The organism is Paraburkholderia sp. BR14374, from assembly GCF_040948685.1.
GTDB lineage: Bacteria > Pseudomonadota > Gammaproteobacteria > Burkholderiales > Burkholderiaceae > Paraburkholderia > Paraburkholderia youngii.
The window spans coordinates 386,571-412,795 of the sequence record NZ_JBFPKF010000001.1 but is presented as its reverse complement, the minus strand read 5'-3'; the positions used below and the strand labels follow the sequence as shown (position 1 = coordinate 412,795).

Here is a 26,225-nt window from a genome sequence, read left to right as displayed (position 1 = left end):
CCGGGCTCAAAGCGTCGGCAACAACTCCGGCGGATGCGACTTCAGTGTCTGCCGCGCCTCGCGGAATTCCGGAAAAATCGATTCGACCGTTTGCCAGAAGCGCGGACTGTGATTCATCTCGCGCAGATGCGCCAACTCATGGGCGACGACGTAATCGATGATGGACAGCGGAAAGTGGATGAGCCGCCAGTTCAGGCGAATCTTGCCGTCGCTCGAACAACTGCCCCAGCGCGTCGCCGCCGAAGACAGCGCATACGAGCGATAGTTGACGCCGAGCATCTGCGCGTAGATCTCGAGACGTTCGCCGAACAGCCGCTTCGCTTCGCCTTGCAGCCAGCCCTGCACGCGATCCTTGATCTGCTGCGGATCGGCTTGCAACGGCAGCGGCAATTGCAGCGCGCTGTGCTCGGCGCTGAACGCGAGCATGCCTTGCGGCGCGCCGAGCGTCACCCGCACCGGCTGACCGAGGTAGGGCACTTCGGCGCCATCTTTCCAATCGATCTTCGGCAGCGCACGCTGTTCGACGCGCGTTTGCCATTCGATCAGCTTCGTAAAAATCCAGCGCTGTTTTTCGGTGATCGCGGTTTCGATATCGGCGAGCGTGACCCAACGCGGCGCGGTGATCGTGAGGCCGGTGCTGTCGATCGCAAAGCCGATCGAGCGGCGCGCGGAACGCTTGAGCGCGTAATGCAGCGTGCGTGAACCGATGGTGAGGCTGCGCAGCTTGCTGCCATCCGGCGCGAGCGGCGCGACGGGCGGCCTGGCCGGCGCTGTGCCGGATGAACCCGGCGTGGAAGGCGAAGGGGTCGACGACGTCGACCCCGGCTCGGCGAAGAGCGGGAGATCGAGCTGCCGGTTTTCGAGCGCCGCGGCGGGCTGCGGCGTGGGAGACTTCTGCATCGGGTTCGCTTCGCGCAATACGCCCGCGGGCTTCGAGGGCGTGGCGCGTCAGATGGGAGCGGCGGCGGAGTCGTTAGCCGCCGCGCTGTAGGCAGTCGGATCGATGCGGCGCATTTCGGCTTCGATCCACTGTTCGACGCGCGTGTTCACTTCGTCGGGCGTGAGCCCCGTCGTTTCGATCGGCTTGCCAATCGACACCGTGACTATACCCGGATATTTCGTAAACGAGTTGCGCGGCCACACACGACCCGCATTGTGCGCGATCGGTACGACCGGCGCGCCGGTCGCGATCGCGAAGCGCGCGCCGCCGGTCTTGTACTTGCCCTGCTTGCCGGTCGGCGTGCGCGTGCCTTCCGGAAACATGATGACCCATGCGCCTTCGGCCATGCGCGCCTTGCCCTGGTTCGTGACCGATTCGAACGCGTACTTGCCTTCCTTGCGGTTGATGTGAACCATCTTCAGCATGCCGAGCGCCCAGCCGAAGAACGGCACATACAACAGCTCGCGCTTGAACACGTAGCACAGCGGTCGCGGCATGATCGCCGGAAATGCGATTGTTTCCCACGCCGACTGATGCTTCGACAGCAGCACGGCCGGGCCGTTGGGCAGGTTCTCGAAGCCTTCGATGCGGTAGCGGATGCCGTTCAGGTAGCGCACCGCCCACAGCGTCAGGCGACACCAGCCGGCCGCCATCCAGTAGCGGTTTTCCGCGCGCAGGAACGGAAACGCGATGATGCACGCGGTCGCGTACGGCACCGTGACCACAACGAAATAAATCAGCAGCAGCAGGGAACGGATAAAGCGCATCGGCGTGGTCGGTGAGGGTTGGGAGCGCGCAGTGCGCGTTTATTCATGCGCGTCGGCGAGAAAGTCGAGCGCGAACGCGCGCAGGTCGTCGTGCACGATCGTGCCTTCGGGCAGGCCGCCCGCGGCGAGGGTCTTGCGGCCCTTGCCGGTCAGCACGAGGTGGATCGGGTGACCGAGCGCCGCGCCCGCTTGCAGATCGCGCAGCGAATCGCCGACGGTCGGCGTATGCGCCGGATCGACCTCGAAACGCTCGGCGATCATCTTCAGCATGCCGGGCTTCGGCTTGCGGCATTCGCAATGATCTTCCGCCGTATGCGGACAGAAGAACACCGCTTCGATGCGCGCGCCGACCGCTGCCGCCATGCGGTGCATCTTCAGATGCATCGCGTTCAACGCATCCATGTCGAACAGACCGCGGCCGATGCCCGACTGGTTCGTCGCGATCGCGACGCGATAGCCCGCCTGGTTCAGACGTGCGATCGCTTCCAGCGCGCCGGGCAGCGCAACCCATTCGTCCGGCGACTTGATGAACGCGTCGGAGTCGACGTTGATCACGCCGTCGCGGTCGAGGATCACCACTTTCTTGATCGGCATGGCGCGGTGCTCAGGCGGCGAGTCGGGAAATATCGGCGACGCAGTTCATCTGCTGATGCAGCGCGCCGAGCAGAGCCAGACGGTTCGCGCGCAACGCCGGGTCTTCCGCGTTGACCATCACGTCGTTGAAGAACGTGTCGACCGGCTCGCGCAGCGCGGCCAGTGCGGTCAGCGCGCCGGTGTAGTCGCGTACTGCCAGTTGCGATTGCACGCGCGGCGTCACCTGTTCGAGCTGCGTGTTCAGCGCCTTCTCCGCCGCTTCGGTGAGCAACGCGGGCTGCACGCCGCCGTTCGTCACGCTTTCCGACTTCTTCAGGATGTTCGAGATGCGTTTGTTGGCCGCCGCGAGCGAAGCCGCTTCGGCGAGCGACGCGAATTCGCGCACCGCGTCGAGGCGCGCGACGATGTCGTCGAGGCGCGTCGGGTTCAGCGCGAGCACCGCGTCGATTTCACCGGCCGCGTAGCCGCGTTCACGCAACAGGCCGCGCAGGCGGTCCATGCTGAACTCGTAGATCGCGTCGGTCGAATCGGCGACGTTCGGCATGCCGGCGAATTGCGCATAAGCGATGCGCAACAGATCGACGAAGTCGACGTTCAACTGCTTCTCGATCAGGATGCGCAGCACGCCGAGCGCATGACGGCGCAGCGCGAACGGGTCTTTTTCGCCGGTGGGCTGCAGGCCGATGCCCCAGATGCCGACCAGCGTTTCGAGCTTGTCGGCGAGCGCGACGACGGTGCCGGTCGCGGTAGTTGGCAACGCGTCGCCCGAGAAGCGCGGCTGGTAGTGTTCCGAGCATGCGAGCGCGACTTCTTCCGCCTCGCCATCGTGGCGCGCGTAGTACGTGCCCATCGTGCCTTGCAGCTCGGGGAATTCACCGACCATGTCGGTGATCAGGTCGGCCTTCGCGAGGCGCGCGGCGCGGGTCGCGCGCGCGACGTCGGCGCCGGTCATTGCGGCGATCGCGCCGGCCAGCCCTTCGAGCCGCTCCACGCGTTGCAGCGCCGAGCCGAGCTTGTTGTGATAAACGACGTTCGCGAGCAGCGGCACGCGATCCGCGAGCGGCTTCTTCATGTCCTGCGTGAAGAAGAACTTCGCGTCGGCGAGACGCGGACGCACCACGCGCTCATTGCCTTCGACGATCTCGGCCGGCGTCGCCGTCTCGATGTTCGACACGATCAGGAAGCGCGAGCGCAGCTTGCCGTTCGCATCGGTCAGCGCGAAGTATTTCTGGTTGGTCTGCATCGTCAGGATCAGGCATTCCTGCGGTACCTGCAGGAATTCGTCCTCGAAGCGGCACTCATAGACGACCGGCCATTCGACCAGCGACGTCACTTCGTCGAGCAGCGCCTCGGGCATCACGACCTTGTCTTCGCCGGCATGCGCGAGCAGTTGCGAGCGGATCGCTTCCTTGCGCCTGGCGAAGCTCGCGATTACGCGGCCGCGGTGTTCGAGCGTTTCGGCATAGGCCTGCGCGTGCTGGATCTGCACGAAGCCCTCGGACAGGAAGCGGTGGCCGAGGGTGGTGTCGTCGGCGTCGATGCCGAGCGCGCTGATCGGCACGATTTCTTCGCCATGCAGCGCGGTTAGACGATGCACCGGGCGCACGAACTGCACGCTCGACCCGTCCGGGCGCTGATACGTCATCACCTTCGGAATCGGCAGCTTGCCGAGCGTTTCGTCGAGCGCGGCTTGCAGGCCGTCGGCGAGCGTCGCGCCCGGCGCGGCGTAGCGCAGGAAGAACGCTTCGGCTTTACCGTCCTGGGCGCGTTCGAGATCGTTCACCGTGAAGTCGGGGAAGCCGAGCGCGGCGAGCTTCTTCGCGAGCGGTGCGGTGGGCTGGCCGTCTTTATCGAGCGCGACGGAAACCGGCAGCACTTTTTCGCGCACGTGTTTTTCCGGCGCGACCGCGCGCACGTTGTGAATCGTCACCGCGAGACGGCGCGGAGTAGTAAAGCGTTCGAACGACGGTTCGCCTTCGATCAGGTCGCGCGCCGCGAGGCGCTGCGCAATGCCCTCGGCGAAGGCGTCACCGAGACGCGCGAGCGCCTTCGGCGGCAGTTCTTCGGTAAGCAGCTCGACGAGCAGGGTAGCGTGTTGAGATTGAGTCATTGGTTGAAGTTCTCGTCAGTCCTGGTCGATCTTGCGTTCGACCTTCAGCGGCGGCGCCCACGCGGGCATCGCGGCGTCCTGCTCGTCGGTGGTGAGGCCGGGCACGCCATGCACCGGATTGCCGAGCATCGGGAAGCCCAGCTTTTCGCGCGAGTCGTAGTAGGCCTGCGCGACCAGACGCGACAGCGCGCGAATCCTGCCGATGTACGCCGCGCGCTCCGTGACCGAAATCGCACCGCGCGCGTCGAGCAGGTTGAACGTGTGGCCGGCCTTCAGCACGAGTTCATAGGCGGGCAGCGCGATCTGCGCATCGATCATGCGCTTCGCTTCCGCTTCGTAGCTGTTGAAGAACGTGAACAGCAGATCGACGTTCGCGTGCTCGAAGTTGTAGGTGGACTGCTCGACCTCGTTCTGGTGATACACGTCGCCGTAGGTCAGGCGGCGCAGTTCGGGGCCGTTCGGGCCTTGCTCTTCCCACTCGGTCCAGACGAGGTCGTAGACGTTCTCGACCTTCTGCAGATACATCGCGAGGCGTTCGAGACCGTAGGTGATTTCGCCGAGCACCGGCTTGCAGTCGAGACCGCCGACCTGCTGGAAGTACGTGAACTGCGTCACTTCCATGCCGTTCAGCCACACTTCCCAGCCGAGACCCCACGCGCCGAGCGTCGGGTTTTCCCAGTCGTCCTCGACGAAACGCACGTCGTTCTGCTTCAGGTCGAAGCCGAGCGCTTCGAGCGAGCCGAGGTACAGGTCGAGAATGTTTTCCGGCGCGGGCTTGAGCACCACCTGGTACTGGTAGTAGTGCTGCAGACGGTTCGGGTTCTCGCCGTAGCGGCCGTCTTTCGGGCGGCGCGACGGTTGCACGTAGGCGGCGCGCCACGGCTCGGGGCCGATCGCGCGCAGAAACGTATGGACGTGGGACGTGCCCGCGCCGACTTCCATGTCGATCGGCTGGAGCAACGCGCAGCCCTGCTTGTCCCAATAGGACTGCAAGGTCAGGATGATTTGCTGAAACGTGAGCATGAAGTGCCTTTCGGGCATGGGGGGCCGTGCCGCGTGCGCCTAAGCGCGCGAGCGGGCCGTGGAGCGAAGTGCTAAACCCGAGATTTTAACGGAAAGGAAGGGGGGCGGCCCGTTTTACGAGGGCGGACGGGCCGCGATGCGGCTTTTGGGCGACACGCGGCGTGGCGAGGGTCCGCGCGCACTCAGCAAGCCGCCAGCTCCGCCTTCGGCGAGAACGAATCGCTTTGCGCGATCGGCCAGTACTTCTCGAACAGCGTATAGCGAAAGTTGCCGTTCAGCAGATCGTTCGGTTCGAGATACTTGAGCAGCTCCGACATCAACCGCACCTCATGCGACGACACGCGCCGCACGATGTGATGCGCGCGCAGCTCCGCCGGATGCCGCAGCCCGGCGGCCTGGATGATTTCCTGCAACGCGTGCAGCGTGTTGTGGTGGAAGTTGAACACGCGATCGGCCTTGTCCGGCACCGCCAACGCGCGCTGGCGCACCGGGTCCTGGGTCGCGACGCCGGTCGGGCAGCGGCCGGTATGGCAGGTCTGCGCCTGAATGCAGCCGACCGCGAACATGAAGCCGCGCGCCGCGTTGACCCAGTCGGCGCCGATCGCGAGCGTCTTCGCGATATCGAACGCGGTGATCATCTTGCCGCTCCCGCCGATGCGGATGCGCTGCCGCAGACCGATGCCGACCAGCGTGTTGTGCACGAGCAGCAGCCCTTCCTGCAACGGCACGCCGACGTGATCGGTGAATTCGAGCGGCGCCGCACCGGTGCCGCCTTCCGCGCCATCGACGACGATGAAGTCCGGCAGGATGCCCGTTTCCAGCATCGCCTTCGCGATCCCGAAGAATTCCCACGGATGCCCGATGCACAGCTTGAAGCCGGTCGGCTTGCCGCCCGACAGCGTGCGCAGCCGCTCGACGAATTCGAGCAGCTCGCGCGGCGTCGAGAACTCGGAGTGCGTCGCCGGCGAGATGCAGTCGCGGCCCATCGGCACGCCGCGCGTCTCGGCGATTTCGGGCGTGATCTTCGCGGCCGGCAGCACGCCGCCGTGGCCCGGCTTCGCGCCTTGCGACAGCTTCACCTCGATCATCTTCACCTGCGGTTCGGCGGCCTGCTTCGCGAATTTTTCGGCGTTGAAGCTGCCGTCGTCGTTACGACACCCAAAATAACCGGATGCGATTTCCCAGATGATGTCGCCGCCATGTTCGCGGTGATATTTCGACATCGAGCCTTCGCCGGTGTCGTGCGCGAAGTTGCCTTTCTTCGCGCCGAGGTTCAGCGCCATGATCGCGTTGGCCGACAATGAGCCGAAGCTCATCGCCGATACGTTGAAGATCGACATCGAATACGGCTGCGCGCGATCGGGGCCGACGACGATGCGAAAGTCGTGACCATCGAGCCTGGTCGGCGCTAGCGAGTGGCTGATCCATTCGTGCGCGATCGCCTTCACGTCGAGTTCGGTGCCGTACGGGCGGCTATCCACATCGTTCTTCGCGCGCTGGTAGACGATACTGCGTTGCGCGCGCGAGAACGGCTTTTCGTCGGTATCGTCTTCGACGAAATACTGGCGGATCTCCGGCCGGATGAATTCAAAAATGAAGCGCAGGTGGCCCCACAGCGGGTAGTTGCGCAGGATCGCGTGGCGCTGTTGCGTCAGGTCGAACACGCCGAGCGCGACGAGCGCGGCCGGCGCGATGATCCAGAACCACGACAGGCGATGCGTCGCGGCGAGCGCGGCACATACCGCGGCGAGCGCGATTGCGCACCACATGGCCAGGAAGCGTCGAGAAAACATGGAGACTCCAGTGCAGTGAAGATCATTGTGGCGGGATCGTCCGCGCGAGGGGCGCGGGCGGTACCCGTCGCGAAGGAAAACTGGCGGCTGCGGTCACGGCGCGGCGTGGACGGTCGAAGCCCGAAGATGAGGCCTGCGAATGGAAGCCAGGCCTCGCACGCGAAGGTGAAACGAGTGTGACCGCGCCAGGCGGCGGAAACAAGATGAACGGCTAGGATGAACGGCGCGAGTGTGTCGGAGTGGTGTGACCCACCGCGCGCGCCGTTATGCATCGCTCAACGCGCGCCGAGCAGCGCCGCTTTTTGCCGCGGGGTCTGCGGCTCGTCCTGCGAGGCGCGTTGCGGCTGCTTCGGCTTATGCGCCTGCTTGCGACGCTGCGCGCGAGTTTGCTTCGGCGCCAGGTCCGGCGGCAGCTCGGCCGGTTGTCCGGTCATCGCGCGTTCGATGATGCCGCCGCCGAGGCACACGTCGCCGTCGTACAGCACCGCCGATTGTCCCGGCGTGACGGCCCATTGCGCGGCGTCGAAGGTCAGCTCGAACAGGCCTTCGCCCGAACCGCCTGCCGCCGCGGCGTTGAACGTGCACGCCGCGTCGGCCTGCCGGTAGCGCGTCTTCGCGCCGCACGCGAAGCCGTCGGCCGGCGGCTCGCCCGCGACCCAGCTCGTGTTGCCCGCCGACAGCGTATGGCACAGCAGCCACGGATGATCGTGCCCCTGCGCGACGTACAGCGTGTTGCTCGGAATATCCTTGCCCGCGGCGAACCACGGCTCGCCGCTGCCGTCCTTGCTGCCGCCGAGACCGATGCCCTTGCGCTGGCCGAACGTGTAGAACGCGAGGCCGATGTGCTCGCCGACGGTCTTGCCGCCGGTAGTCTTCATCGGCCCCGGCCTGGTCGGCAGATAGCGGTTCAGGAAGTCGCGGAACGGCCGCTCGCCGATGAAGCAGATGCCGGTCGAATCTTTCTTTTTCGCATTCGGCAAGCCGATCTGCGCGGCGATCTCGCGCACTTTCGTCTTGGGAATTTCGCCGAGCGGGAACAGCGTCTTCGACAACTGCGCCTGGTTCAGCCGATGCAGGAAGTACGACTGGTCCTTCGTATGATCGAGCGCCTTCAGCAGCTCGAAGCGGCCGTCGCGCTCGTGGTTCTGGCGCACGCGCGCGTAGTGGCCGGTCGCGATCGTTTCCGCGCCGAGCGACATCGCGTGATCGAGAAAGGCCTTGAACTTGATTTCGGCGTTGCACAGCACGTCCGGGTTCGGCGTGCGGCCGGCCGAATATTCGCGCAGGAACTCGGCGAACACACGGTCTTTATATTCGGCCGCGAAGTTGACCGCCTCGACGTCGATGCCGATCAGGTCCGCCACCGACACCACGTCGATCCAGTCCTGGCGCGTCGAGCAGTATTCGCTGTCGTCGTCGTCTTCCCAGTTCTTCATGAACAGGCCGACCACGTCGTAGCCCTGTTCCTTCAGCAGCCACGCGGTAACCGACGAATCGACGCCGCCCGACATGCCTACTACGACTTTACGCTTGCTCATAAGGTACTCACTGGGTGCTGCATGACTGCATGGATCTTGTGGGGGGCCGCTCGTGACGGCCTTATCGCTTCGGCCCGACCGAATGGGTATGGACGAAGTCGAGCGGGAAACGCCGGCCGGCCAGGTAATCGTCGATGCACCGCATCACGAGCGGGGTGCGATGCCGCTCGGGGCATTCGCGCAACTCTTCGGCGCTCATCCACAGCGTGCGGACGATGTCGGGATCGAGCGAACTCGCCGGGTCCGGCTCGCCGCCCGCGCCGCAATAGGTGAAACGCAGGTACGTGGTGCCCGCTCGGTTCGGCCGCTCGAAGTGGGTCATGTACATGCCGACGAGCGCCTCGGGCGCAAACGGATGGGCGGTTTCCTCGAACGTTTCGCGGACCACCGCTTCCAGCAGCGTTTCGCCCGCCTCGAGATGGCCGGCGGGCTGGTTCAGGCGCAGGCCGGCGGCGGTGTGTTCCTCGACCAGCAGGAAGCGCCCGTCACGCTCGACGATCGCCGCGACGGTCACATGCGGCAGCCAGGTTTCCGGTTTCATGGGTGCGCATTTTACCGGTTATGCGCGCCGGCTGCCGGGCGCCGCACCGACTCCTGCCGGGCAATCGCCGGCGTAAGCTGACGGCCGGTTCGCGGCGGGTTCGCAGCATGTTCGCGACCGAATCGCAACAGTTTGGCGGTCTGCCGCGCATTCGCATCGACCCCGATTTTGGCGGCGTGACGGTTTCGGTTAAAGTGGGGCCTGCGTTAGCCGTTGCATGTGCAAGCCGGCGAGCCTCGTCGGCAGATCTGTCGTCAAACAGGAAGTCGAGGAGGAACAACGATGCACATCGGAGTGCCAGCCGAAACGCGCGCGCATGAAACCCGCGTTGCCGCGACGCCCGAAACGGTCAAGAAATACGTGGCTCAAGGCCACCGGGTCACGCTTCAAAGCGGCGCCGGTGCCGGCGCGAGCTTTCCCGATGACGCCTATACGGCCGTGGGCGCGGAAATCGTCGATGCCGCCACCGCGTTCGGCGCCGATCTCGTCCTCAAAGTCCAATCCCCCACCGATTCCGAACTACCGCTGCTCAAGCGCGGCGCGACGCTCGTCGGCATGCTCGACCCGTTCAACGCCGAGAATTCGGGCAAACTCGCCGCGGCCGGCGTCACCGCATTCGCGCTCGAAGCCGCGCCGCGCACCACGCGCGCGCAGAGCCTCGACGTGCTGTCGTCGCAGGCGAATATCGCCGGCTACAAGGCGGTGCTGCTCGCGGCGACGCTGTATCCGCGCTTCATGCCGATGCTGATGACCGCGGCCGGCACCGTGAAGGCGGCGCGCGTGCTGATTCTCGGCGCGGGCGTGGCCGGCCTGCAGGCGATCGCGACCGCGAAGCGCCTTGGCGCGGTGATCGAAGCTTCCGACGTGCGCCCGGCCGTCAAGGAGCAGATCGAATCGCTCGGCGCGAAATTTCTCGACGTGCCGTACGAAACCGACGAGGAGCGCGAGGCCGCACAGGGTGTCGGCGGCTATGCGAGGCCAATGCCGCCGTCGTGGCTCGCGCGCCAGTCGGCTTTGGTCCACGAGCGCGCGAAGCAGGCCGACGTGGTGATCTCCACCGCGCTGATTCCGGGCCGCCCCGCGCCGACGCTGCTGTCGGTCGAAACCGTGCAGGCGATGAAACCAGGCTCGGTGCTCGTCGACCTCGCGGCAGGACGCGGCCCCGAAATCGACGGCCGGCGCGGCGGCAATTGTCCGCTGACCGAAACGGACCAGGTGGTGGTGCGCTATGGCGTGCAGATCGTCGGCTATACGAATCTCGCCGCGATGGTGCCCGCCGACGCATCGTCGCTATACGCGCGCAACCTGCTCGACTTCCTGAAGCTGATCGTCACGAAGGAAGGCGTGCTTAACATCGATCTCGCGGACGATATCGTCGCGGCCACGCTGCTGGCCCGCGATGGCCAGGTCACACGCAAAGCATAGGGAGACCGAAGATGGAAGTCCTCAATCACACGGTGATCAACCTGATCATCTTCGTGCTGGCGATCTACGTCGGCTACCACGTGGTCTGGAACGTCACGCCCGCGCTGCATACGCCTCTGATGGCGGTGACCAACGCGATCTCGGCGATCGTGATCGTCGGCGCGATGCTCGCGGCGGGTCTCACGGTGGGCAGTGCGGGCAAGTTCTTCGGCACCATCGCGGTGGCGCTCGCGGCCGTCAACGTGTTCGGCGGCTTTCTCGTCACGCGGCGAATGCTGGAGATGTTCAAGAAAAAAGAGCCGAAGAAGCTGGAATCCAAACACCAGGCTGGTGGCAGGGAGGGTGCGTAAATGAGCCTGAACGTCGTCACATTGCTGTATCTGGTCGCGTCGGTCTGCTTCATCCAGGCGCTCAAGGGGCTGTCGAATCCGAAGAGCGCGCGCGCTGGCAATACCTTCGGCATGGTCGGCATGGCGATCGCGATTCTGACCACCATCGCGCTGATCTCGCGGCAGGCCGAAGTACTCGGCTCCAATCTCGGCCTCGGGCTCGGCCTGCTGCTGTTCGGGCTCGTGATCGGCGGCGCGATCGGCGCGTTCGTCGCCGCGCGCGTCGAGATGACCAAGATGCCCGAACTGGTCGCGGCGATGCACTCGCTGATCGGTCTCGCGGCCGTGTGCATCGCGTACGGGGTCGTGTCGGAGCCGGCCGCGTTCGGCCTCGTCGATCCCGAGGTGCCGATCGAGGGCTTCCTGCCGTACGGCAACCGCATCGAGCTGTTCATCGGCACCTTCGTCGGCGCGATTACGTTTAGCGGCTCGGTAATCGCCTTCGGCAAGCTGTCGGGCAAGTACAAGTTCCGGCTGTTTCAGGGTGCGCCGGTCGTCTACGGCGGCCAGCATCTGATCAACCTGATGCTCGCGCTCGCGATGCTCGGCTTCGGCGTGCTGTTCTTCCTCACGCAGTCGTGGCTGCCGTTCATCATCATGACGATCATCGCGTTCGTGCTCGGCGTGCTGATCATCATTCCGATCGGCGGCGCGGACATGCCGGTGGTGGTGTCGATGCTGAACTCGTACTCGGGCTGGGCGGCGGCGGGGATCGGCTTTTCGCTGAACAATCCGATGCTGATCATCGCCGGCTCGCTGGTCGGCTCGTCGGGTGCGATCCTGTCGTACATCATGTGCCGCGCGATGAACCGCTCTTTCTTCAACGTGATCCTCGGCGGCTTCGGCAACGAGCCGGGCGCGGCCGCGGGTGGAACAGCCGAGCAGCGGCCGGTGAAATCGGGTTCGGCCGATGACGCGTCGTTCATGATGGGCAATGCCGAGACCGTCGTGATCGTGCCGGGCTACGGGCTCGCCGTGGCGCGCGCGCAGCATGCGCTCAAGGAGCTGACCGACAAGCTGGTCGAGAAGGGCATCGAGGTGAAGTATGCGATTCACCCGGTGGCCGGCCGCATGCCGGGTCACATGAACGTGCTGCTCGCCGAAGCTGAAGTGCCGTACGACATGGTCTACGAGATGGACGATATCAACGGCGAATTCGGCCAGGTCGACGTGGTGCTGGTGCTCGGCGCGAACGACGTGGTGAATCCGGCCGCGAAGAACGATCCGAAGTCGCCGATCGCGGGCATGCCGATCATCGAGGCGTACAAGGCGCGCACCGTGATCGTCAACAAGCGCTCGATGGCGGCGGGCTACGCCGGGCTCGACAACGATCTGTTCTACATGGACAAGACGATGATGGTGTTCGGCGACGCGAAGAAGGTGATCGAGGATATGGTGAAGGCGGTCGACTAGATCGTCTTTGGTGAGTAGCCGTCAGGATCGCGGTGCATCGCCGCGATCCTTTTCATCTGTTCGGCCTCGCGTTCACATGCCGCAGCAAATCCGCGAGCCGCCTGCCTTCCTGATCCGGGTAGGTCTCGAGCACTGTCAGATCGCGCATCTTCTCCAGCCCGAAGTTGCGGAAATCGCTGCGCAGCTCGCACCATGCGCCGAGCGTCCAGCGCTCGCCCCAGTACGCGAGCGCGAGCGGCCAGACGCGGCGCTCGGTGTCGGCGCCGTTCGCGTCGGTGTACGCGAAGCGCACCACCTGGCGCGTGTCGATCGCGCGATGCAGCGTGTCGAGCTGCGTCGAAAAATCTCCCTTGATGTGAAACGACGGCGCGAAGATCGCGAGCCGTTCGAGCGCTGCGCGCTTGTCGGCGGGCATCGCCGATGCGATCTTGGCTAGCGCGCCGCGCGCGCCGCTCGCGAAGCCCGCGCCGCCCCACGATTCGAGCATGCGCGCGCCGGCGGCTAGCGCGGCGAGTTCGTCGGCGGTGAAGGTGAGCGGCGGCAGACTCGCCGAGCGCGACAGCCGATAACCGATGCCTGCTTCGCCTTCGATCGGCACCCCCGACAATTGCAGATCGCGCACGTCGCGGTAGACCGTGCGCAGCGAGATGTTCAGCCAGTCGGCCAGCTGCTGTGCGGTGGTCAGTCGCCGGCCGCGCAGCAGCTCGGCGATCTGGAACAGGCGGTCGGCGCGGCGCGTCATCGTGGGCGTCGGGTAGAGGATGAGGGGAACGGTCCCGCGATGATAGCGCCGCATGGCGGCCTTCGGTTGGGGCGCGGTGGCTGCGGATGCGCCTAGCCGTTGGTGCGCGAATGCAGCCCGAGGCGGTTGCCTTCGGTATCGGTGAAGAACGCGATATAGCCGATGTCCTGCGGCAACTTGATTACCGGGCCGTCGGTCTTGCCGCCCGCCCGTTCGATGCGCTCGAGCGCGGCGTCGACGGTGGGCTGCGCGTTCAGGTAGACGGTGACGCCGTCGGCAGCCGGCGTCATCGACGGACTATGGACGATCGCGCCGCCGGTCGCGGGCTCCTCGTAGCTGAACACGGCGATCGGCTGGCCGCCGATTTCCTGACGATTCAGCGGGGCGTCGAGCGCGGCTTCGTAGAAGCGCACCGCGCGATCGAAATCGACGGACGGGATTTCGAACCAGGCAACCACTTTGGGCAATGCGGACATGACACTCTCCTTCGATTGGCAGTAGGCCGTTCAAGCGCCGGATGGCGTGAGAAGGAGTGTGCGGGGGTGCTGCTGACAGCGTGGTGGCAGTAGGGTGGGGAACGGGTAGCCTGCACTTCGAGTGCGCGCTGTCGAAGGAAGGGAAACGGCGTGACGGGCGCAATAAAAAACCGCGGCACGAGGTCCGCGGTTTCGATGTCGACTTGCCCGACCGGCGCAGCGTCAACCCGCCTGCGTATCGCCCTGCGGACGCTGCCGCACGCTGCCGGCGATCAGGTCGAAGCGGAACAGCCGGCATTCGAGTGCGCCATTGAAGAGCGGCGTCTTCGTCGATTCGCGCAGCCGCAATTGCCCCGGCAGCTTGCGATCCGACGTCAGGATGAACGCGTGCCAACCGGCAAAGCGCTGCTTCAATGCATTGCCGAGCAACTGGAAAAACTCGCTGTCCGGCGCTTCTTCCTGAATGCGGCGGAAGCCGTCGTCGTCGCGATTGCCGCGGCCTTCGCGAAGCTCGCCGCGCGCATTGCGGCCGCGCACTTCGATCCGCTCGCCATACGGCGGATTCGCGACGAGGATGCCCGGCGCCGAGGTAGGCGGCGTCATGTCGCGCGCGTCGAGCTGCTTGAGCGCAATGGCCGGCAAGCCGGCGCGCTCGAAGTTCGCGCGCGCTTTTTCGAGCATGTCTCCGGAGATGTCGCTGCCGAAGATCTGCAAGTCCGCGCCGCGCGAGTCGCGCGCCGCGTTCTTCGCTTCGAGCGCGGCGCCCCGCAGCGTTTGCCAGGTCCGCGTATCGAACTGTATGAGCTTTTCGAAGCCGAAGCGCCGCTGCACGCCCGGCGCGATGTCCAGCGCGACCTGCGCCGCCTCCGCGAGGAACGTGCCGCTGCCGCACATCGGATCGTAGAGCGGCGTGCCGGCCTGCCAGCCGGTCAGACGCAGAATGCCCGCCGCAAGGTTCTCGCGCAGCGGCGCCGCGCCCTTGTCGAGACGCCAGCCGCGCTTGAACAGCGGATCGCCGGACGTGTCGAGGTACAGCGTGCAGTCGGTCGCGGTCAGGAACGCGAACACGCGCACGTCGGGCATCGCGGTATCGATGCTCGGTCGCGCCCCGCTTTTTTCGCGCAGACGATCGCAGATCGCGTCCTTCACGCGCAGCGTGGTGAACTCGAGACTGCGCAGCGGCGACTTGATCGCGGTGACGTCGACGCGCAGCGTCTCGTGCGCGGAGAACCACTGCTCCCAGCGCTGCTCGAGCGCGAGCGCGTAGATATCCTGCTCGCTGCGATAGGGCCGCTGCGCGATTTTCAGCAGCACGCGGCTCGCCAGACGCGAGTGCAGATTGGCAGCCATGCCGGCGGCCCAGCCGCCGCGAAAATGCACGCCGCCCGGCACTTGGGCGCCGGCCGTGAACGGGGCGCCGTTCAGATGTTTGGCGGCAATTTCGGCGAGTTCGGCCGCGAGCGGAGCTTCGAGCCCGCGCGGGCAAGGAAGGAAGAAATCGAAGGACATTGAGGTTGCCGCAAGGCGTTGGATAAGGCGCTATTGTACGCGGTCGGGCTCGGCGGGCCGGCGCGATTGGCGCGCCGGGCCGTCGATCGCGTCGCTTGTCGTTGCGTGATCTCGCCTCGCGTACCGCCCGACCCGGCGATGCCCGCAGGCATGCGGACGCCGTTGGGCTGGTTGCGCCGCCGGGCCTGTCAGGCGCCGGTTTCCGCGGCCGTTCCCGCCGAAGGGCAGGGCGGCACGACCGGCGCCGCGGCCGGCCTGGACGAAGACGAAGTCCGGCCCGTCGTGCTCGTGGTAGTGGCGGCCACTGCCGCCATCGCGCGTACGCCCGTCGCGATCTGCGTCGACACTTGCGCGAGCGCGCGCCGATGTCCGTCGACGAGCGCGTCGTACCCGCCTCCGACCGTCTCGCTGACCACGCTGCGACACGTCATCACCGCATTGCTGCGCACGGCCCGCACGCTCCACACCGCATCGATCAACGCATGCGAGCCGGGCCACGACTCGAAGCGCTGCACGTTCATCGCGATCCGGTAGACGGCCGCGTCATCGGGGTGCGCGGTGCCGAACGTATCGATGGTGCCGAGCTGCTGCGTCAGATTCGTCGACAGCGCGCGGCGGATCTCATCGCCGGGCAGCGAGGCCCAGCGTTCCTGTTCGAGCAGCTGCACCTGAGTCGGCCCGGTCTGCACGACCAGCTGGTTTCTCGCCACCTGCGGTGGCACGTTGACCGGCGCGACTTCGATCAGCCACGCGGGCGCGGCGCCCGTGCGCGCGGCGGCGCCCGCGCTATCCGCGCCGCCCAGCGTATAGAAACGGCTCGACGGCGACGAGCACGCCGAGATCGCGAGCGCCGCGGCCAGTGCGGCGCCATACACGACGCCGCGTACGGCACCGCGCACGAGCGCGCGCCGCGGACGGGGGAGCCGGGCAAACATCATGGTTTGTCTCCTGATTTACCGCGCAACAACGATTCGGGATGACGCTCGAGGTAATCCGACAGCGCATTCAGCGACTGCAAGGTGCGCGTCAGTTCCTGCAACGCCTGATGAACGTCGGACTGCATCGGCGAATCCTGCTGCAAGGTTGCCTGAGCCGAATTGAAGGTCTGCTTCGCGGCGCTCAGCGTGTCGCGCGCCTGCGGCACGACTTCCTTGTCGAGACGCGAGAACAGCTGATCGGCGTTCTTCAGCGCGATGTTCAGATTCGCGCCGATCTGGTCGAACGGCACCTTGTCGAGCTTCTTCGCGATGTCGGCGACCTGCAGCTGCAATTCGTCGAGCGTGTTCGGAATGGTCGGCAGCTCCAGCGGGTCCTTCGTCACGTCGACCTTGGCCGGCGCCGCTTTCGGGAAGATATCGAGCGCCACATATAGCTGGCTCGTGATCAGGTTGCCGGTGCGCAACTGGCCGCGCAGGCCGTGCCCGACGAGCTCCTGCAGCATGTTCTCGCCAGCGAGCGTGCCCGGCTGCGGCGCGCTCTCGCGGAAGCGCTTGCCGAGTCGGTCCGGGTACAGGTTCAGCGTGACCGGCATCGTGAAGCTCTGCGTTTTCGGATCGTAGTCGATGCCGATATTGGTCACCTGGCCGAGCACGATGCCGCGGAAGTCGACCGGCGCGCCGATCGACAGCCCGCGCAGCGACTGGTTGAAGTTCATCACGACGCGCAACGGGACGCCGTCCGGTTCCCGCATCGCGTCCGCTTCGTCCGAAGCGAGGCGGAACGTCTGGTTGTTCGGCGCCTGCGGGCCCATATTCTGGCCGGGCGGCGACTGGAACGACAGACCGCCGACGATCACCGTCGCGAGCGACTGCGTGTTCAGCTTGAAGCCGCTCGAATCGAGCCGCAGATCGACGCCGCTGGCATGCCACCAGCGCGTGTTCGTGCCGACGTACTGGTCGAACGGCGCCGACACGAACACCTGCATCGTCACGCCGGTGCCGCTCTTGTCGAGCGAGAAGCCGACCACCTGGCCGACCTGCACGCGCCGGTAGAAGATCGGCGAGCCGATGTCGATCGAGCCGAGCGACTCGCCATGCAGCGTGTACTGATGGCCTTTCTGGTCGCCGGTGATGGGCGGCGGCGTTTCGAGGCCGACAAAGTCGCTCTCGCTGTCGCTCGAGCGGCCCGCGTCGGCGCCGATATACGCGCCCGACAGCAGCGTGGTCAGGCCCGATACGCCGCTCGCGCCGACGCGCGGACGCACCACCCAGAAGCGCGAGTCCTTGACCGCGAACTTGCCGCCTTCCTTGGTCAGCTGCACCTGCACGAGCACGTGCGACAGATCCGGTGCCAGCGTGATGGTCTTCACTGAACCGATCGCGACGTCCTTGTACTTTACCTGGGTCTTGCCCGGCTCGAGCCCTTCCGCGCTGATGAAGCTGATCGTGATCACGGGCCCGCGCTCGGTCACCGACCTGACCACGAGCGCGATGCCGATCAGCGCGGCGATCAGCGGAATCACCCAGACGAGCGATGGCAGCCAGCGGCTGCGTGGTTCGATGTCGGGGTCGGGCAGTTGGGGCGGCAGTCCTGGTCCGTTCGAATCGTTGCGCGGCGCGTCACCTGAAGCGGGCGTCGGTCCTTGCGGGCTAGTCATGGTCGAGATCCTGAGGTGTTGGGGTACTGCTTTCCACGGGGTCCCAGATGAGGCGTGGATCGAATTGCATGGAGGCCAGCATCGTCAGGATCACGACCGAGCCGAACGCAATCGCGCCGGGCCCGGCCGTGATCACGGCCAGCGATTTGAAACGCACGAGCGCCACGGTCAGCGTGACGACGAACACGTCGAGCATCGACCAGCGGCCGATGCGCTCGACCATCCGGTACAGCGTCGTGCGCTGTTGCGGACGCCAGCGCGAGCGGCGCTGCGCGGTGATGGTCAGCAGCACGAGCACCGAAAGCTTCAGCATCGGCACCATGATGCTGGCGATGAACACGATCACCGCGAGCGGCCAGTCGCCCGAGGTCCAGAAATAGACGACGCCGCTCATGATGGTGTCGTCCTCGGAGCCAAGCAGCGATGACGTGTGCATCACCGGCAGCAGATTCGCCGGAATATACAGCAGCGCCGCGGCGATCAGCAGCGCCCACGTGCGCATCAGACTGTCGGGGTTGCGCGAGTGCAGATGCGCGCCGCAGCGGCTGCAGTGCTGCGGCGTGATCGAGCGGATGCGCGGTTCGACGCGCCCGCACGCGTGACAGGACACGAGGCCCGCGCGTTTCGCGGTGACGTATTTCATCGCGGGCTTATCCTTCGCGCGGCGCCGGCGGCAAGCCGGGCGGAGCGCTGCCGGCGGCACCGTCAGCGCTGCCACCGGTCGAGCCCGCGACGCGCGTGGACGGCGCCGGCGGATCGGCGAGCGAGCCGAGCGCGAGCGCCGCGCTGTCGGCCGACGTGCGCGGCAACGGCCGATCGCCGCTCGCATCGATCTCGTCGGCGACATCCCACAGCACCCGCGGATCGAACGTGACGACGACCGCGAACATCAGCGTGAGCGCGCCGAACGCGAACAGCGCCGCCTCGGGGATCACGCGCGCGAGACTGACCATCTTCACGATCGTGATCAGCACGCCGAGCATGAACACTTCGATCATGCCCCACGGCCGCACGAACTGGATCGCGCGCAGCACGCGATTGAAATGCGGGGGCACGTAGCCGGAGCGCAGCGGCACCAGCACGTACAGCAGCGCGACGAGTTCGGTGAGCGGAAAGAGGATCGTCGAGCAGAACACCATCACGGCGACGATCTCCATGTCCTCGCCCCACAGCGCGACGAGCGCGCCGAACAGCGTAGTCTGAGAGGTGATGCCGTTGGTTTCGAGTTCGACGATCGGAAAGCCCTGCGCGATCACGAACGTGATCAGCGCGGCGAGCGTCAGTGCGCAGATCGCGTCGAGCTTGCGCGATACGCCGCGAAAGAGCGTCGCGCGGCAGCGCGGACAACGCGCGGCGACGCGCCCGACAAGCAGTGGCTTGCGGAACAGCGTATCGCATTCATGGCACGCGATCAGGTTCTCATGTTCCATGCGGCAGATGGGCTAACGACGTAGTGGCGGCGTGCAAGGCCTGCTCGTTACGAGGGAAGGGGCGGCAGTGAGCAGCAATAGTACCAAACGCGGCCTCGCGACCGACGCGAAGCGCGCGCGGCGCGCTCCGGCGTGCTGCGCTGCAAAATTCGGGTCCAGTTCCGCCGATGCGCTGCAGCCAGCTTTGCGCGCTTGGGGTAGCATGGCGCCCGTGGCACCCCCAGCGACCTTTTCTGGCGATGATGCCGGCCGCATCGGCGGCGCGCGCCGTGCCGGTGCGCGGCAGGGATCGCGGAATAGCCGGCCGCGGCGCGCCGTTAACTTCTAACAGCCTGCGTTGATCTGTCATGACACTCAATCCATCGTTCGGTACCCGGGAGTCGTACACGCGGACCGCCATCGCGTTTCACTGGCTGATCGCATTGCTGATCGTCTGCGGCTTTGCGCTCGGCTGGGTGATGACCGACATCCCGGGCTTCACGCCCACCAAGCTGCGCTATTTCTCGTGGCACAAATGGATCGGCGTGACCGTGTTCGCGCTCGCGATCGTGCGCATCCTGTGGCGCGCGACCCATGCCGGACCGCCAATGCCGCGCCGCATGCCGAGCTGGCAGCGCGCCGCCGCGCATCTGACGCATCTGCTGCTGTACGCGCTGATGATCGTGATCCCGGTGTCCGGCTATCTGTATAGCTCGGCGGCGAACGTGCCGGTCGTCTACCTCGGGCTGATTCCGCTGCCGCGAATCATCGCGCCCGATCCGCACCTGAAGGAACTGCTGAAGAACCTGCATATCGCGTTGAATTACACGTTGCTCGTGCTGGTCGCGCTGCACGTCGCGGCGGCGCTCAAGCATCAATGGCTCGATCGCGACGGCCTGCTGTCGCGCATGATCCCCTTCCTCAAATAAGGACAACCATGAAGGTTTCGTTTTATCGCTACATGCTCGCCGCATTCGCGGCGGCGTCGCTGAGCGCCGCGGGCGCGGCGCTCGCGCAGGTCGACGTCGCGAAGAGCTCGGTAACGGCCACCTCGAAGCAGATGAACGTGCCGGTCGAAGGCAAGTTCAACAAGTTCACCGCGCAGGTCAGCTTCGATCCGGCGAAGCCGACGGCCGGCAACGCGCAGATCGACATCGACGTCGCCAGCTACGATCTCGGCGACGAGAGCTACAACGAGCAGGTGCGCGGCAAGGAATGGTTCGACGCAAAGACTTTTCCGCGCGCGACGTTCGTGTCGAGCGAGATCGCGCCGGCCGGCGGCAATCAGTTCAAGGTGACCGGCAAGCTGACCATCAAGGGCAAGTCGCAGACGGTCGTGGTGCCGGTCACGGTGAGCCAGCAGGGCGCAACGCAGACTTTCGACGGCGCGCTGCCGATCAAGCGCTCGCAGTTCGACGTCGGCACCGGCGAATGGAAGGATACGTCGGTCGTCGCCGACGAGGTCGTGATCAAGTTTCATATCGTCGCCGCGCACAAGTAACGCGCGCGGCGTTTGCGATGTGCGCCGCGCCACGTGGGGCGCGGCCGTTTTCCCACCGCAGGTTGCACCGCGATTTTCAACGCAAAACAGGAGCACGAATTGAAAACGTCCATGTTGATCGCTGTTGGCGCGCTGGCTTCGTCGCTGTCGCTCGGCGCCTTCGCCGCCGATACCTACATGCTTGATCCGATGCATACGTTTCCGAGCTTCGAGGCCGACCACTTCGGCGGTCTGTCGATCTGGCGCGGCAAATTCACGAAGACCACGGGCACGGTCACGCTCGATCGCGCGGCGAAGACCGGCACTCTCGACGTGAGCGTCGATCCCGCTTCGGTGCAGACCGGCAACCCGAAACTAGACGATCACCTGAAATCCGACGAGTTCTTCGACGTCGCGAAGTATCCGACCGTGACCTACAAGGGCACCGAGATCAAGTTCGACGGCGATAAGCCGGTCGAGGTGATCGGCAATCTGACGATTCGCGGCATCACGAAGCCGGTGAATCTGAAGGTCGATTCGTTCAAGTGCATGCAGCATCCGGTGCTCAAGCGCGAAGTGTGCGGCGTCGAGGCGAGCACCGAATTCAATCGCGCCGATTACGGCATGGACTTCGGCGCGAAGTACGGCTTCAGCATGCAGACGCGCCTGCATATCCAGTCGGAAGGCATCAAGCAGCAGTAAGCGCGACGGCATCTTCGCGCTGCACCGCCACACGAAAACCGCTTCGGCCGTTCTCCGACGAAGCGGTTTTTTATCACCCGTAGCGAACGACGCGGCCATGCTTGGCGCGCATCGGCCCGCATCCACCCGCATCGGGCATTTGTCGCTCGCTTCACCTTTATTTTTTCAGTTAAATAGAGCGCACGCAGTCATGCCGGTGGTGCGCGTTGCCGGGATGGTCAACGCGGACGTCACGCGTTGCTTCGAATAAATATTTCGCGCAGCACAGGAGATCTGGATGAATGCAACGACAGCAGCAAGCGTCGCGGGAAGCCGGCAGAATTCGTGGCGCGCGGTGGCGGCCGCCTCGATCGGCAACGCGCTCGAATGGTTCGACCTCGTGGTCTACGGCTTTTTCGCCGTGACCATCTCCAAACTGTTTTTTCCAGCCGGCAACGACACCGTGTCGCTGCTGCTGACGCTCGGCACCTTCGGCGTGTCGTTTTTCATGCGGCCGCTCGGCGCGATCGTGATCGGCGCCTACTCGGACCGCGCCGGGCGCAAGGCGGCGCTCACGCTTTCCATCCTGCTGATGATGAGCGGCACGCTGATCATCGCGATTCTGCCGACCTATCAGAGCATCGGTCTCGCCGCGCCGCTGATCCTCGTGCTCGCGCGGCTGATGCAAGGCTTCTCGGCCGGCGGCGAGTTCGGCAGCGCAACCGCGTTTCTCGCCGAGCACGTGCCGGGGCGGCGCGGCTTCTACGCGAGCTGGCAGATGGCGAGCCAGGGCCTGACGACGCTGCTTGCGGCCGGCTTCGGCGCGTTGCTGACGGGCGGGTTCTCGCAGGAGCAGATGACGTCGTGGGGCTGGCGCGTGCCGTTCTTCTTCGGTCTGCTGATCGGGCCGGTCGCGTTCTACATCCGCGCGAGGCTCGACGAGACGCCCGAATTCCTCGCCGCCCAAACGACACAGACGCCGCTGCGCGACACGTTCGCGACGCAGAAGCTGCGGCTCGTGATCGCGATGGGCGTAGTGATCCTCGGGACGGTGTCCTCCTATCTGATGCTGTTCATGCCGACTTATGGCGTGCGGCAACTGGGGCTCGCGCCGTCGGTCGCGTTCGCGGCGATCGCGGTGACGGGTCTGATCCAGATGGTGTTCTCGCCGGTGGCCGGGCATTGGTCGGATCTGCATGGACGCACGCGCATCATGCTCGGCGCGGCCGTGCTGCTGTTCGTGCTCGTCTATCCGGCGTTCGCGTTCCTGATCGCGCATCCGAGTTTCGGCACGCTGATCGTGTGGCAGATCGTGTTCGGCTTTCTCGTCAGCGGCTACTTCGGCGCGACGCCGGGCCTATTGTCGGAGATCTTCCCGGTACAGACGCGCACGACCGGCATGTCGCTCGCGTATAACATCGCGGTGACGATTTTCGGCGGCTTCGGGCCGTTCATCATCGCGTGGCTGATCAGCGTGACCGGATCGAAGGCGGCGCCGAGCTACTACATGATGTTTGCCGCGCTGCTGAGCATCGCGGCGCTGATTGGCGCGCGGCGCAAGCTGGGGTTTCGCTAAGTTCGAGGCGGTGGCGACCGCGCACGGCGTAAACGCAAAAGGCCGATTCGACAGAACCGGCCTTTTTTATTCGCGCAATCATCAGCGACTACTTGTGCATCAAACCTGCGCGCCAGCGTTCGGATCGTCCGGATTGTGGCTTTCTTTCTTTTCCTTGATCAGGTCTTCGCGCTTGACGCCGAGCCACATCGCGAGCGCCGCGGCGACGAATACCGACGAGTAGATACCGAACAGAATACCGACCGTCAGCGCGAGCGCGAAGTAGTGCAGCGTCGGCCCGCCGAACAGGAACATCGACAGCACCATCATCTGCGTGCAGCCGTGCGTGATGATGGTACGCGACATCGTGCTGGTGATTGCGTGGTTGATCACTTCGATCACGCTCATCTTGCGTTCGCGGCGGAAGGTTTCGCGAATCCGGTCGAAGATAACCACTGACTCATTGACCGAATAGCCGAGCACCGCGAGCACCGCGGCCAGCACCGACAGCGAGAACTCCCACTGGAAGAACGCGAAGAAGCCGAGAATGATCACGACGTCGTGCAAGTTCGCGATCACGCCGGCGACCGCGTACTTCCATTCGAAGCGGAACGATAGATAGATGACGATACCGACCACCACGCACGCGAGCGCGAGCAGACCGTCGGTAGCGAGTTCTTTGCCGACCTGCGGACCGACGAACTCGACGCGCTGCAACTGCACCTCGGGCGTATCGGCTTTCAGCGCGCTCATCACCTGCTCGCTCTGCTGTGCGGACGTCAGGCCCGGCTTCAGCGGCAGACGGATCAGCACGTCGCGCGCGGTGCCGAAGTTCTGCACCTGCGCGTCGGCATAGCCGAGCTTGCCGAGCGTGGCACGCACCGGGTCGAGCGGCACCGCGCCCGGATACTGAACCTCGATCACCGTACCGCCGGTGAATTCCACCGACAGATGCAGCCCGCGATGCACGAGGAAGAACACGGCGGCGAGAAAAGTGATCAGCGAGATCGCGTTGAAGATCAACGCGCGCTGCATGAACGGGATGTCTTTGCGGAAACGGAAAAATTCCATGGTCTTGTTCTCCGGGACTCAGCGGGATGAACCCGGTTTCTGCGGCGTCGAGCCATTCGACGTCGGCGTGCCCGGCGCATTGCGGCGGCGCACGGTCGGCTTCGTGCGACCCTGCGCGCCGGCTGCGGCCGGTGCCTTCGAGCTTGCCTTCGCGCTCGCCTTCGCCGTGGCGATGGCCTGCGCGGTGTCGGTCGCGGCGTCGCTGCTGCCGAGGCCGCCGGCGTAAGCAGCCGAGCCGGCGGCTGCCGCTTGCGGACGCCACACCTGGCCGATCGACAGCGACTTCAGCTTCTTCTTGCCACCGTACCAGAAGTTGACGAGGCCGCGCGAGAAGAACACCGCCGAGAACATCGACGTCAGAATGCCGATACAGTGGACGATCGCGAAGCCGCGCACCGGACCCGAGCCGAACGCGAGCAGCGCGAGGCCGGCGATCAGCGTGGTGACGTTCGAGTCCAGAATCGTCGCCCATGCGTGCGCGTAGCCGTTCTGGATGGCTAGTTGCGGCGGCGCGCCGTGGCGCAGTTCTTCACGCACGCGCTCGTTGATCAGCACGTTCGCGTCGATCGCCATACCGAGCGCGAGCGCGATAGCGGCGATACCCGGAAGCGTGAGCGTGGCTTGCAGCATCGACAGCACCGCGACCAGCAGCAGCAGGTTCACGGACAGGCCGATCATCGAGATCACGCCGAACAGCATGTAGTACGCGATCATGAACACGGCGATCGCCGCGAAGCCCCACACGACCGAGTGGAAGCCCTTCTTGATGTTGTCGGCGCCGAGGCTCGGGCCGATCGTGCGTTCCTCGATGATTTCCATCGGCGCGGCGAGCGAGCCGGCGCGCAGCAGCAGCGCGAGGTCGGCGGCCGCTTGCGGGGTCGGCTGGCCGGTGATCTGGAAGCGGTCGCCCAGTTCCGACTGAATCGTCGCGACCGTCAGCACTTCGCCCTTGCCGCGCTCGAACAGCACCATCGCCATCGGCTTGCCGATGTTGTCGCGCGACACCGCGCGCACCGCGCGGCCGCCGGCCGAGTCGAGACGGATGTTGACCGACGGGCGCTGATGCTCGTCGAAGCCCGCCGATGCGTCGATGATGCGGTCGCCGGTGAAGATCACCTGCTTGCGCAGCAGCACCGGCGCCTGGTTGCCTTGCGTGAAGAGTTCGTCGCCCGGCGGCACCGGGTCGTTCGGATTCGGATGCGTGTTGACCGGGTCGGCGAGGCGCGCTTCGAGCGTCGCCGTGCGGCCGATGATGTCCTTCGCCTTCGCGGTGTCCTGCACGCCCGGCAACTCGACCACGATGCGGTCCGCGCCCTGCTGCTGGATCACCGGCTCGGCCACGCCGAGTTCGTTCACGCGGTTATGCAGCGTCGTGATGTTCTGCTTGAGCGCAGCGTCCTGCACCGCGCGCTGCACGGCCGGCGTGAAAGTGCCGACCAGCTGCACGCCGCCGTCCGCGCCGGTGTTCGGCTGCGAGGTCCACTGGAGTTCGCTGACGCCGCGGCCGAGCAGCTTGAGCGCCGCGTCCGCCGTGGCCTGATCGGCCAGATTCACCACCACCGACTGGTTCACGCGATTCACGCCGCCGTCGCGGACGTTGTTGTCGCGCAGCAGCGTGCGCACGTCCGAGGCGTCAGAATCGAGCTTCTTGTTCAGTGCGCCGGCCATGTCGACCTGCAGCAGGAAGTGCACGCCCCCGCGCAGGTCCAGACCGAGATACATCGGCAGTGCGCGCAGCGCGGTCATCCATGTCGGCGATGCGCTTTGCAGGTTCAGTGCGACGATGTATTGCGGATCGTTCGGATCGCTATTGAGCGACTTCTGCAGCAGGTCTTTGACGCGCAACTGCGTGTCCGTGTCCGTCAGGCGCACGCGGATGTTGGCGTTGGTCTGCGAGTTGTCGAACGTGACCGCGGTCGGCTTGATCTGATTGCCCGCGAGCGCGGCTTCGACCGACGCCAGCGTGGTGGCGTCGAGCCTGACCGTGGCCTTGCCGCTCGACACCTGCACCGCCGGCGCTTCGCCGTACAGATTGGGCAGCGTGTACACGAGGCCGATGACCAAGGCCACCAGCATCACGGCGTATTTCCAGAGGGGGTAGCGATTCATGAGTGGTCCAACGGGAAGGTTGGCTTGGATGCGATGCGTCCGGCGATGAGCGCGGGCCGTCAGC

24 protein-coding genes are annotated in these 26,225 nt (G+C 65.5%); 7 read left to right on the top strand and 17 right to left on the bottom strand.

From position 1 onward, the window contains the following. Nucleotides 1-6: 6 nt before the first annotated feature. The 8 genes from AB3X86_RS01835 to AB3X86_RS01800 form a co-directional block, all read right to left on the bottom strand. On the bottom strand, nt 7-900 hold the full coding sequence (locus AB3X86_RS01835) for a M48 family metallopeptidase (RefSeq protein ID WP_368594712.1): 894 nt from the start codon (nt 898-900) through the stop codon (nt 7-9). Between the two features lie 48 nt (nt 901-948). After that, complete coding sequence (locus AB3X86_RS01830; protein WP_176109543.1) at nt 949-1,707, bottom strand: 1-acyl-sn-glycerol-3-phosphate acyltransferase; 759 nt, start codon at nt 1,705-1,707, stop codon at nt 949-951. 39 nt (nt 1,708-1,746) lie between these two features. Further along, the gene (gene gmhB / locus AB3X86_RS01825; protein WP_176379003.1) at nt 1,747-2,301 is read right to left on the bottom strand and encodes a D-glycero-beta-D-manno-heptose 1,7-bisphosphate 7-phosphatase; all 555 of its coding nucleotides are present in this window, start codon (nt 2,299-2,301) and stop codon (nt 1,747-1,749) included. A 10-nt stretch (nt 2,302-2,311) separates the two neighbouring features. Then, a complete protein-coding gene (glyS, locus tag AB3X86_RS01820; RefSeq protein WP_368594711.1) occupies nt 2,312-4,411 on the bottom strand; it encodes a glycine--tRNA ligase subunit beta in 2,100 nt (699 codons plus the stop codon). A gap of 15 nt (nt 4,412-4,426) precedes the next feature. Beyond that, nucleotides 4,427-5,434 (bottom strand): glycine--tRNA ligase subunit alpha, encoded by a 1,008-nt coding sequence (glyQ, locus tag AB3X86_RS01815; RefSeq protein ID WP_013088411.1) that lies wholly within the window; start codon nt 5,432-5,434, stop codon nt 4,427-4,429. A gap of 182 nt (nt 5,435-5,616) precedes the next feature. Then, nucleotides 5,617-7,227, bottom strand: coding sequence for an FMN-binding glutamate synthase family protein (locus AB3X86_RS01810; protein ID WP_368594710.1), 1,611 nt, complete (start codon nt 7,225-7,227; stop codon nt 5,617-5,619). A gap of 275 nt (nt 7,228-7,502) precedes the next feature. Next, a complete protein-coding gene (gene mnmA / locus AB3X86_RS01805) occupies nt 7,503-8,765 on the bottom strand; it encodes a tRNA 2-thiouridine(34) synthase MnmA (protein ID WP_368594709.1) in 1,263 nt (420 codons plus the stop codon). 61 nt (nt 8,766-8,826) lie between these two features. Beyond that, nucleotides 8,827-9,306, bottom strand: a complete 480-nt coding sequence (locus tag AB3X86_RS01800; RefSeq protein ID WP_368594708.1) for an NUDIX hydrolase — start codon at nt 9,304-9,306, stop codon at nt 8,827-8,829. Between the two features lie 282 nt (nt 9,307-9,588). Between AB3X86_RS01800 and AB3X86_RS01795 the strand changes: the two genes are divergently transcribed. From AB3X86_RS01795 to AB3X86_RS01785, 3 genes are read left to right on the top strand one after another with little or no spacing between them, the layout of a single operon-like run. Then, nucleotides 9,589-10,731 (top strand): Re/Si-specific NAD(P)(+) transhydrogenase subunit alpha, encoded by a 1,143-nt coding sequence (locus AB3X86_RS01795; protein WP_368594707.1) that lies wholly within the window; start codon nt 9,589-9,591, stop codon nt 10,729-10,731. Nucleotides 10,732-10,742: 11 nt separating this feature from the next. After that, nucleotides 10,743-11,081: an NAD(P) transhydrogenase subunit alpha gene (locus AB3X86_RS01790; RefSeq protein ID WP_176109536.1), complete on the top strand. Its 339-nt coding sequence runs from the start codon at nt 10,743-10,745 to the stop codon at nt 11,079-11,081. After that, entirely contained in the window at nt 11,082-12,533 is a 1,452-nt protein-coding gene (locus tag AB3X86_RS01785; RefSeq protein ID WP_368594706.1) for an NAD(P)(+) transhydrogenase (Re/Si-specific) subunit beta, read from the top strand. A 52-nt stretch (nt 12,534-12,585) separates the two neighbouring features. Here the strand turns inward: AB3X86_RS01785 and AB3X86_RS01780 are convergent, their stop codons facing one another. The 7 genes from AB3X86_RS01780 to AB3X86_RS01750 all read right to left on the bottom strand — a co-directional run bounded on the left by AB3X86_RS01780 (nt 12,586) and on the right by AB3X86_RS01750 (nt 19,286). Further along, nucleotides 12,586-13,329: a helix-turn-helix transcriptional regulator gene (locus AB3X86_RS01780; protein WP_368594705.1), complete on the bottom strand. Its 744-nt coding sequence runs from the start codon at nt 13,327-13,329 to the stop codon at nt 12,586-12,588. Between the two features lie 38 nt (nt 13,330-13,367). Further along, the gene (locus tag AB3X86_RS01775) at nt 13,368-13,751 is read right to left on the bottom strand and encodes a VOC family protein (protein ID WP_018431914.1); all 384 of its coding nucleotides are present in this window, start codon (nt 13,749-13,751) and stop codon (nt 13,368-13,370) included. 222 nt (nt 13,752-13,973) lie between these two features. Further along, the gene (locus AB3X86_RS01770) at nt 13,974-15,260 is read right to left on the bottom strand and encodes a class I SAM-dependent RNA methyltransferase (RefSeq protein ID WP_368594704.1); all 1,287 of its coding nucleotides are present in this window, start codon (nt 15,258-15,260) and stop codon (nt 13,974-13,976) included. 188 nt (nt 15,261-15,448) lie between these two features. Continuing rightward, entirely contained in the window at nt 15,449-16,198 is a 750-nt protein-coding gene (locus tag AB3X86_RS01765; protein ID WP_368594703.1) for a membrane integrity-associated transporter subunit PqiC, read from the bottom strand. Further along, entirely contained in the window at nt 16,195-17,856 is a 1,662-nt protein-coding gene (locus tag AB3X86_RS01760; protein WP_368594702.1) for an intermembrane transport protein PqiB, read from the bottom strand. The genes AB3X86_RS01765 and AB3X86_RS01760 overlap by 4 nt, the downstream gene beginning before the upstream one ends. Then, nucleotides 17,849-18,499, bottom strand: coding sequence for a paraquat-inducible protein A (locus AB3X86_RS01755; protein WP_368594701.1), 651 nt, complete (start codon nt 18,497-18,499; stop codon nt 17,849-17,851). Before AB3X86_RS01755 ends, AB3X86_RS01760 begins: the two co-directional genes overlap by 8 nt. 7 nt (nt 18,500-18,506) lie before the next feature. Beyond that, nucleotides 18,507-19,286, bottom strand: a complete 780-nt coding sequence (locus AB3X86_RS01750; RefSeq protein ID WP_368594700.1) for a paraquat-inducible protein A — start codon at nt 19,284-19,286, stop codon at nt 18,507-18,509. A gap of 347 nt (nt 19,287-19,633) precedes the next feature. On the opposite strand from AB3X86_RS01750, the gene AB3X86_RS01745 reads away from it, so the two are divergent. The 4 genes from AB3X86_RS01745 to AB3X86_RS01730 all read left to right on the top strand — a co-directional run bounded on the left by AB3X86_RS01745 (nt 19,634) and on the right by AB3X86_RS01730 (nt 23,002). Beyond that, entirely contained in the window at nt 19,634-20,194 is a 561-nt protein-coding gene (locus AB3X86_RS01745; protein WP_176122467.1) for a cytochrome b, read from the top strand. A gap of 8 nt (nt 20,195-20,202) precedes the next feature. Then, entirely contained in the window at nt 20,203-20,766 is a 564-nt protein-coding gene (locus AB3X86_RS01740) for a YceI family protein (RefSeq protein WP_368594699.1), read from the top strand. A gap of 111 nt (nt 20,767-20,877) precedes the next feature. Beyond that, complete coding sequence (locus AB3X86_RS01735; RefSeq protein WP_176122469.1) at nt 20,878-21,447, top strand: YceI family protein; 570 nt, start codon at nt 20,878-20,880, stop codon at nt 21,445-21,447. Between the two features lie 277 nt (nt 21,448-21,724). Beyond that, entirely contained in the window at nt 21,725-23,002 is a 1,278-nt protein-coding gene (locus AB3X86_RS01730) for an MFS transporter (protein ID WP_368594698.1), read from the top strand. 99 nt (nt 23,003-23,101) lie between these two features. On the opposite strand, the gene secF is transcribed toward AB3X86_RS01730, so the two are convergent. Both secF and secD read right to left on the bottom strand, forming a co-directional pair. Next, nucleotides 23,102-24,052, bottom strand: a complete 951-nt coding sequence (gene secF, locus AB3X86_RS01725; RefSeq protein ID WP_176367908.1) for a protein translocase subunit SecF — start codon at nt 24,050-24,052, stop codon at nt 23,102-23,104. Nucleotides 24,053-24,070: 18 nt separating this feature from the next. Continuing rightward, entirely contained in the window at nt 24,071-26,161 is a 2,091-nt protein-coding gene (secD, locus tag AB3X86_RS01720; RefSeq protein ID WP_368594697.1) for a protein translocase subunit SecD, read from the bottom strand. Nucleotides 26,162-26,225: the final 64 nt, after the last annotated feature.

Bases quoted from the DNA above. Each gene is read 5' to 3' on its own strand.
- secD (WP_368594697.1), bottom strand. From the start codon at position 26,161: ATGAATCGCTACCCCCTCTGGAAATACGCCGTGATGCTGGTGGCCTTG.
- AB3X86_RS01830 (WP_176109543.1), bottom strand. From the start codon at position 1,707: ATGCGCTTTATCCGTTCCCTGCTGCTGCTGATTTATTTCGTTGTGGTC.
- AB3X86_RS01770 (WP_368594704.1), bottom strand. From the start codon at position 15,260: ATGTCCTTCGATTTCTTCCTTCCTTGCCCGCGCGGGCTCGAAGCTCCG.
- AB3X86_RS01755 (WP_368594701.1), bottom strand. From the start codon at position 18,499: ATGAAATACGTCACCGCGAAACGCGCGGGCCTCGTGTCCTGTCACGCG.
- glyQ (WP_013088411.1), bottom strand. From the start codon at position 5,434: ATGCTCACGTTTCAGCAAATCATCCTGACCTTGCAGTCCTATTGGGAC.
- AB3X86_RS01795 (WP_368594707.1), top strand. From the start codon at position 9,589: ATGCACATCGGAGTGCCAGCCGAAACGCGCGCGCATGAAACCCGCGTT.
- AB3X86_RS01745 (WP_176122467.1), top strand. From the start codon at position 19,634: ATGACACTCAATCCATCGTTCGGTACCCGGGAGTCGTACACGCGGACC.
- AB3X86_RS01780 (WP_368594705.1), bottom strand. From the start codon at position 13,329: ATGCGGCGCTATCATCGCGGGACCGTTCCCCTCATCCTCTACCCGACG.
- gmhB (WP_176379003.1), bottom strand. From the start codon at position 2,301: ATGCCGATCAAGAAAGTGGTGATCCTCGACCGCGACGGCGTGATCAAC.
- secF (WP_176367908.1), bottom strand. From the start codon at position 24,052: ATGGAATTTTTCCGTTTCCGCAAAGACATCCCGTTCATGCAGCGCGCG.
- glyS (WP_368594711.1), bottom strand. From the start codon at position 4,411: ATGACTCAATCTCAACACGCTACCCTGCTCGTCGAGCTGCTTACCGAA.
- AB3X86_RS01790 (WP_176109536.1), top strand. From the start codon at position 10,743: ATGGAAGTCCTCAATCACACGGTGATCAACCTGATCATCTTCGTGCTG.
- AB3X86_RS01800 (WP_368594708.1), bottom strand. From the start codon at position 9,306: ATGAAACCGGAAACCTGGCTGCCGCATGTGACCGTCGCGGCGATCGTC.
- AB3X86_RS01775 (WP_018431914.1), bottom strand. From the start codon at position 13,751: ATGTCCGCATTGCCCAAAGTGGTTGCCTGGTTCGAAATCCCGTCCGTC.
- AB3X86_RS01735 (WP_176122469.1), top strand. From the start codon at position 20,878: ATGTTGATCGCTGTTGGCGCGCTGGCTTCGTCGCTGTCGCTCGGCGCC.
- AB3X86_RS01810 (WP_368594710.1), bottom strand. From the start codon at position 7,227: ATGTTTTCTCGACGCTTCCTGGCCATGTGGTGCGCAATCGCGCTCGCC.
- mnmA (WP_368594709.1), bottom strand. From the start codon at position 8,765: ATGAGCAAGCGTAAAGTCGTAGTAGGCATGTCGGGCGGCGTCGATTCG.
- AB3X86_RS01740 (WP_368594699.1), top strand. From the start codon at position 20,203: ATGAAGGTTTCGTTTTATCGCTACATGCTCGCCGCATTCGCGGCGGCG.
- AB3X86_RS01760 (WP_368594702.1), bottom strand. From the start codon at position 17,856: ATGACTAGCCCGCAAGGACCGACGCCCGCTTCAGGTGACGCGCCGCGC.
- AB3X86_RS01785 (WP_368594706.1), top strand. From the start codon at position 11,082: ATGAGCCTGAACGTCGTCACATTGCTGTATCTGGTCGCGTCGGTCTGC.
- AB3X86_RS01750 (WP_368594700.1), bottom strand. From the start codon at position 19,286: ATGGAACATGAGAACCTGATCGCGTGCCATGAATGCGATACGCTGTTC.
- AB3X86_RS01765 (WP_368594703.1), bottom strand. From the start codon at position 16,198: ATGATGTTTGCCCGGCTCCCCCGTCCGCGGCGCGCGCTCGTGCGCGGT.
- AB3X86_RS01835 (WP_368594712.1), bottom strand. From the start codon at position 900: ATGCAGAAGTCTCCCACGCCGCAGCCCGCCGCGGCGCTCGAAAACCGG.
- AB3X86_RS01730 (WP_368594698.1), top strand. From the start codon at position 21,725: ATGAATGCAACGACAGCAGCAAGCGTCGCGGGAAGCCGGCAGAATTCG.